This window comes from Mycobacterium intermedium (genome assembly GCF_002086275.1).
In the GTDB taxonomy this organism is placed as follows: domain Bacteria; phylum Actinomycetota; class Actinomycetes; order Mycobacteriales; family Mycobacteriaceae; genus Mycobacterium; species Mycobacterium intermedium.
In genome coordinates this window covers 1-7,087 of the sequence record NZ_MVHT01000154.1, presented here as the reverse complement: position 1 = coordinate 7,087, position 7,087 = coordinate 1, and the positions used below count along the sequence as shown (strand labels likewise).

Below are 7,087 nucleotides of genomic sequence, written 5' to 3'. Positions count from 1 at the left end.
CAACAACCTCACCCGACCCGCCCGGGTCACAGCACAACGTAACAACACGAAGTAACTGCACCTACGAACTTAAGGACCGCCCCAACCCCACCTCCGGTGCAGAAGGGCCGGGAACCATCCACGTTCTCCAGTCGACCGACCGCAGCGCTGCGCGAACACACCTGGGTGAGCAGGCTCGGGTGGCCAGGGGCATCGACGATGCTTTCGGGTCCCAGGTTGCTGCCCCCGCTGGCCATCGGGTCGTAGCCGGCGCCGGCCGCCGACGGCCGGGTCTGGAAGTACCGCGGCAGCGGATTACCGGATGCATCGGTGAACAACTGGCCGATCAACCGACTCCCGACCGGCTTGCCGTCGGCGGTGATGATCGAGCCCTCCGCCTTCGCATGCAAACCCGGAATCAACGCCAGCAGCCAAATGAGCAACGGGTAGCCCAAACCAAGAATGACCGTGAAGACCAGCAGCGCGCGCAGCGCGGCCAAGTGTTGTCGAATCATGTTGCCCAACTTCATCTCAGGCCACCCCAGGCAGCAGTTGAACGAGCAAATCGATAAGCTTGATGCCGATGAAGGGCGCGATGATGCCGCCCAGGCCATAGCGGAAGAGGTTGCGGCTCAGCAACTTCGATGCTCTGCTCGGCGTGTAGCGAACTCCGCGCAGCGCCAATGGGATCAGGGCCACGATGACGACGGCGTTGAAAATTACCGCCGACAGAATCGCCGATTGCGGGCTGTGCAGTCGCATGATGTTGAGCAAGTCCAACCCGGGGAACAGGGCAACGAACAGCGCCGGGATGATCGCGAAGTACTTGGCGATGTCATTGGCGATGGAGAAGGTGGTCAACGCCCCGCGGGTGATCAACAGTTGCTTGCCGATCTCCACGATTTCGATCAGCTTGGTGGGGTCGGAATCCAAATCGACCATGTTTCCGGCCTCTTTGGCCGCCGCCGTGCCGGTGTTCATCGCTACCCCGACGTCGGCTTGGGCCAACGCGGGGGCATCGTTGGTGCCGTCGCCGGTCATCGCGACCAGGCGCCCACCTTCCTGTTCGCGCTTGATAAGCATCATCTTGTCTTCGGGAGTCGCTTCGGCGAGGAAGTCGTCGACACCGGCCTCCTCCGCAATTGCCTTGGCGGTCAACGGGTTGTCGCCGGTGATCATCACGGTGCGAATGCCCATCAGCCGCATCGCGTTGAACCGGTCACGCATGCCCTGCTTCACCACGTCTTTGAGGTGGATGACACCGAGCACTTCGGCCGGACCCGCATCAGTGATTCGGCCCACCACCAACGGTGTTCCGCCGGCCGCGGAAATGCCGTCCACAATCTGGCCGAGGTCGGCGGGGACACGACCGCCGTGGCTACGGACCCATTCGGCCACCGAGTTGGCGGCTCCCTTGCGCAACTTTCTCCCGTCGATGTCGACTCCCGACATCCGGGTCGTCGCGCTGAATTCCACCCACGACGCGTTGTCCAGCTCGCCGGGCGTACGGGCTCGTAATCCATACGCCTGCTTGGCGTAGACGACGATTGAACGGCCTTCCGGGGTTTCGTCGGCCAGGCTGGACAGTTGAGCGGCGTCGGCCAGTTCCTCGCGAGTCACCCCGGACACGGGAATGAACGCCGACGCCTCCCGATTGCCCAGGGTGATCGTCCCGGTCTTGTCCAGCAGCAGGGTGTTGACGTCACCGGCCGCCTCAACCGCGCGGCCGGACATGGCCAGCACATTGCGTTGCACCAGCCGATCCATGCCGGCGATGCCGATGGCCGACAGCAGCGCACCGATAGTGGTCGGGATCAGGCACACCAGTAGCGCCACCAGGACGATGCCGCCGATCCCGTCGCTGCCCAACGCCGAAGTGTCGGGAACGCCAGGGTTATTGGCCTTCGAATAGATCGCCAGCGGCTGCAAGGTGGCCACCGCGAACACGAAGATCATGGTCAGTGCGGCCAGCAGGATGTTCAGCGCTATCTCATTGGGTGTCTTCTGCCGGTTGGCACCTTCGACGAGCGCGATCATCCGGTCTACGAAGCTCTCGCCCGGCCTCTGGGTGATCTTGACCACGATGCGGTCCGAGAGCACGGTCGTGCCGCCGGTCACCGCTGACCGATCGCCGCCCGACTCGCGGATCACCGGTGCGGATTCACCGGTGATGGCTGATTCATCCACGGATGCAATGCCTTCCACCACATCGCCATCGCCGGGGATGACCTCGCCGGCGTTGACGACGACGAGGTCACCCTGCTGTAGCAGTGGCGCTGGGACGGCTTCGGTCAGACCGGGCTGCCCGGGTGACCAGTTCATGATGCGGTGGGCGATGGTATCGGCCTTCGACTTGCGCAGGGTGTCGGCCTGAGCCTTGCCGCGCCCCTCGGCGACGGCCTCGGCCAGGTTGGCGAAAAACACTGTCAGCCATAGCCAGAACACGGTCATCCAGCTGAACCATGTTTCGTCGATGAATGCCAGCACCGTCGACCACACGGCACCGACCTCGACGATGAACATCACCGGGTTGCGCCACAGGGTGCGCGGGTCGAGCTTGCGCAGCGCGTCGGGCAGGGACTTGACCAGCAGCGCCGGGTCGAGCAACCCGCGCCTGCCGACGACTGGATCGATTTTGTGCGTAGCGATTTCAGTGAATCCCTTCGGCGAGCGGCCCGAGCGCCAGTGCGGGCAGGAAGGTGAGGGCAACGAGAATGACGGTCACGCCGACCACCAGGCCGACGAACTGCGGCCGGTGGGTGGGCAGGGTGCCGCTGGACTCGGGGGTGGCCCCCTGCCGAGCCAGCGAACCTGCCAGGGCAAGAACCAGAATCATCGGCAGGAACCGGCCGAAGAGCATCGCCAGAGCCAAACCGGTGTTGTACCAGTCGGTGTTGGCCGACAACCCGGCGAAGGCGGAGCCGTTGTTGTTGGCCGCGGAGGTGAACGCATAGAGCACTTCCGACAAGCCGTGCGGGCCGGTGTTGGCCATACCGGCGCGTTCGCCGGGCAGGGCCATCGCTACGGCGGTGCCGACCAACACAATCAACGGTGTGATCAGGAAATAGCTTGCCGCCAACTTCATTTCGCGCGGCGCGATCTTCTTGCCCAGGTATTCAGGCGTTCGGCCCACCATCAACCCGGCGACGAACACGGTGATCACCGCCAGAATCAGGATGCCGTACAGGCCCGATCCCACACCGCCCGGCGCAACTTCACCGAGCTGCATGTTGAACATCGTCATCAGCCCGCCCAGGCTGGTGTACGAGTCGTGCGTCGAGTCGATGGCGCCGGTGGACGTCAGGGTGGTCGCGTCGGCGAAAACCGCCGAATCACCCACTCCGAGGCGCTGTTCGACTCCTTCGGTCGCCGCACCGACCGCCGTCGGTACCGTTCCGTGGTGCGCTAGCTGGAAGAGCATCATCAAGGTGACGCTGAGGGCAGCCATGACGCTTACTGCCGCCGCGATCGCATAGCCCTGCTTCTTGCTGCCTACCATGCGGCCGAACGTTCGGGGGAGTGAGAACCCGATGACGAGGAGTAAGAAGATTTCGATCCAGTTGGTCCACGCGGTCGGGTTCTCGAAGGGATGCGCGGAGTTGGCGTTGTAGAAGCCGCCGCCGTTGGTGCCCAGCAGCTTGATGGCTTCCTGGCTGGCGACCGGCCCACCCGGAATGGTCTGCTGTGCGCCGGCCAGCGTGGTGACCATCTGCTCGTGCAGATGGAAGTTCTGGACGACGCCGCCGGCGATGAGGACGACCGCGCCGACGATCGAAATCGGAAGCAGGATGCGCAAGGTGCCGCGGGTCAGGTCCACCCAGAAGTTGCCGAGCTCCTGCGTGCGATGGCGGGCGAACCCACGCGCCAAGGCGACGGCCACGGCCATGCCCACGGCGGCGGACACAAAGTTCTGCACGGCCAGCCCGGCCATCTGCGTCAGGTGTCCCTGGGTGGATTCGCCGGAATAGGACTGCCAGTTGGTGTTTGTGACGAAGCTGACGGCGGTATTCCAGGCCAGCGACGGCGTCATGCGGGTGGCCGGATCATTCAGGTGCATCGGCAACCAGTTCTGGATCAGTTGCAGGACGAACAGGAATATCACGCTGACCGCCGAAAACGCCAGCACACTGCGGGCATACGACTTCCAGGTCTGCTCGGCCTCCGGATCGGCGCCGATCACCCGATAGATGAATCGCTCTGCGCGTGAGTGGTTTTCCGACGAGTAGACCCGAAACATGTAGTCGCCCAGGGGTACGTGGGCGGCGGCGATCGCAATGACAAGCAGCCCAAGGAACAGCAGCGCGGCTGTGGTTGGGCTCATCAGAACTTCTCCGGGTGGAGAAGTGCCGCAACGAGTATCAGCACGATGAGGACGGCCAGTGTGAGGCCGACGGTATTGGCGACGCTCATGGGGCTCACTTCAGCCGAGCATTCAACAGCGCGCCGAACGCGGCGAAAGCCGCCACAGTCAACACCAAATAGACCACCACCGACATACCCGACTCCCGTTCCGCGCAACATCGAAGGACCCGACCAGCGGGACAACAAGACGCTAGGCGCGAATCAAGCCGGGAAAGCGGGCTCTTTACGGTTTCTTTACGGCCGTCGTGGCCACTTTTACGGTCTTCAGACGGCGGCGGGTCAGGTGGCGTCCGGAGCCGGCTGCTCGATCATGGGCAGCCGGACTCGGAAGACGGTGCGACCGTTCCCGGACTCCGCGCTCACCGTGCCGCCGTGCGCCTTGACAATCGAACTCACGATAGCCAGGCCCAACCCGTGGCCGGCGCCATTGGATCGTGACTTGTCGGCGCGGACGAACCGTTCGAACAGGCGTGGCAGGACCTCCGGATCGATGTCGGGCCCGTCGTTGGCAACCGTGAGCTCGGCGTAGGTGCCGCCAGAGCCGTTGTTATGGCAGGTGATTCCGGTGGTGACGGTGACATCGGGCGGTGTGTGCACCCAGGCATTGGTTAGCAAGTTGCTGACGAGCTGGTGCAACCGTGCGTGATCGCCGTTCACCCAGACCGGCTCGTCGGGCAACTTCTTTATCCACCTGTGGGTGGGCGCCGCCACCGCGGCGTCATTCACCGCGTTGAGGACGAGGTCGGTGAAGTCGAGCTCCTCGGTCTGCAGATCCTCACCCTCACCCAAGCGGGAGAGCAGCAGCAACTCGTCAACCAGCGAGGCCATCCGACGCGCTTCCGACTCGATCCGCGCCAGCGCATATTCGGTGGTCGGCGGCAGGTTCGAACTGTCCTGACGAGTCAGTTCGGCATAGCCCTGGATGGCCGCCAGCGGGGTCCGCAATTCGTGACTGGCATCGGTGATGAACTGCCGCATCCGCAGGTCGGAGTCGACGCGGTGTTGTAGCGCACTATCGACGTTGTCCAACAACCGGTTCAACGTGTGGCCGACGATTCCGACCTCGTTGTCCGGGTCGGTGTCCTCCGGCCGCACCCGCACGCTGATCCGGTGGTCGTCTCCGGCAAGCGGCATCGCGGCCACTTCGGCGGCGGTGGCAGCGACCCGTCGCAACGGGCGCAGGGCATAGCCCACCACCCAAATGGTCAGCGCCGCGGTGATCACCAGCGCGGCCACCACCAGAACCGTCGTGGTGAGGTTTTTTCGGGCGATGATCTGGTCGGTCACGGCCATCGACACGCCAACAACCAGCCGGTCCGAGCCCGCTACCCGGCTGTCGACCTGGTAGGAGCCCAGGCTGCCCAGCCTCTCGACGCGTGATGGGCGGTCAGACCAGGACATCGCCTCGATGGCTTGGATGACGTCGGGCGGCGCGGGTCGCGGTTCGTCCTCGGAGAAGACCGCCGAGGCGATCACCTTGCCGTCACGGATGACCGCTATGAGGTTTCCGGGCGTCTGGCCGGTGAATTCCAGCAGAGCCTCGGAGATGGGTGGAGTCCCGCTGTGTACCGACGTGTGCTCGCCGTTGCGATACCGGGCATAGGCGTGGCTGAACGCATGCATGGATTCGGCCACCTCCGCGTCGTCCACCGCGGTCACGTAGCCGCGCAGACTCAGAATGGAGACGGCCCCAACGGCCCCCAACACCACGGTGACGACCATGAGCACGCCCAAGAGCAACTGCTGGCGTAGCGAACGGGGCAGCCACCGCGGAGTGTTCCGATGCCCCGTCATGGGGGGGTCATTCCGGCGGTCGGAGCATGTACCCAATCCCGCGCACCGTGTGGATCATCGGCTCCCTGTTGGCGTCGATCTTCTTCCTTAAGTAAGAAATGTACAGGTCGACGATGCTGGTGCGGCCGGCGAAATCGTAGTTCCAAACCCGGTCGAGGATCTCGGTGCGGCTCAGTGCACGCCGCGGATTACGCATGAGGAACCGAAGTAGTTCGAACTCGGTCGAGGACAGCGGAATCGGCGTGCCGCCGCGGGTGACCTCCCTGCTGGCCGCGTCGAGCTTGAGGTCGCCGACCTTGAGGGACTCATCTGCGGGCGGGGCCAAGTGGTTCGACCGGCGCAGCAGCCCGCGCAGCCGAGCGACCAGCTCTTCGAGGCTGAACGGCTTGGTCATGTAGTCGTCGGCACCCGCGGTCAGGCCGGTGACGCGGTCCATCACCGAGTCGCGCGCGGTCAGGAACAGCGTGGGCGTGTACGAGTCGGACTCGCGGACCCGCTGCAGGATCTGCAGGCCGTCCACGTCGGGCAGCATGATGTCCAGGACCAATACGTCGGGCTGGATCCGTTCGAACTTGCTGATCGCTTCCCGCCCGTTGTGAGCGATCTCGACGTCCCAACCCTCGTAGTGCAACGCCATCTTGACCAGGTTGGTCAGGGCGGGTTCGTCGTCAACCAGCAAAACCCGGATTGGTGAACCGTCAGCGCGGTTGATCCGGGGCAGCTGGCCCAGAATGGCTTGGCGGGGACGCTGACTGCGCGCATATCCAGACATGGCGGTCATATTCATAAACTCTTTCAAGCGCACATACGGTTGTCACGAAGTTCATAGACTTCTCAAATACTTAGGTTTGACGCGCGTGCGGGGGCGCAAACAACAACGTGGCCGCACACTCGGAGTGTGCGGCCACGTTGGTTAACGCGTGTGGGTCAGGCCCAGCTGGAGCCCACGGCG

Annotated in this window: 5 protein-coding genes and 1 pseudogene; all 6 read right to left on the bottom strand. The window is 64.1% G+C overall.

Features of this window, described 5'->3' with window-relative positions; genetic code table 11:
* Positions 1-59 precede the first annotated feature (59 nt).
* Positions 60-509: pseudogene (locus tag BST27_RS29195) on the bottom strand (potassium-transporting ATPase subunit C); the annotation flags it as partial.
* Position 510: 1 nt separating this feature from the next.
* Positions 511-2,628, bottom strand: coding sequence for a potassium-transporting ATPase subunit KdpB (kdpB, locus tag BST27_RS29190; protein WP_069422573.1), 2,118 nt, complete (start codon positions 2,626-2,628; stop codon positions 511-513).
* 1 nt (position 2,629) lies between these two features.
* The gene (gene kdpA / locus BST27_RS29185) at positions 2,630-4,300 is read right to left on the bottom strand and encodes a potassium-transporting ATPase subunit KdpA (protein WP_069422569.1); all 1,671 of its coding nucleotides are present in this window, start codon (positions 4,298-4,300) and stop codon (positions 2,630-2,632) included.
* A complete protein-coding gene (locus tag BST27_RS29180) occupies positions 4,300-4,389 on the bottom strand; it encodes a K(+)-transporting ATPase subunit F (RefSeq protein ID WP_139805441.1) in 90 nt (29 codons plus the stop codon). The genes kdpA and BST27_RS29180 overlap by 1 nt, the downstream gene beginning before the upstream one ends.
* Before the next feature lie 231 nt (positions 4,390-4,620).
* Entirely contained in the window at positions 4,621-6,135 is a 1,515-nt protein-coding gene (locus BST27_RS29175) for a sensor histidine kinase (protein ID WP_069422571.1), read from the bottom strand.
* Between the two features lie 7 nt (positions 6,136-6,142).
* A complete protein-coding gene (locus BST27_RS29170) occupies positions 6,143-6,916 on the bottom strand; it encodes a response regulator transcription factor (RefSeq protein ID WP_069422572.1) in 774 nt (257 codons plus the stop codon).
* Between the last annotated feature and the right edge of the window lie 171 nt (positions 6,917-7,087).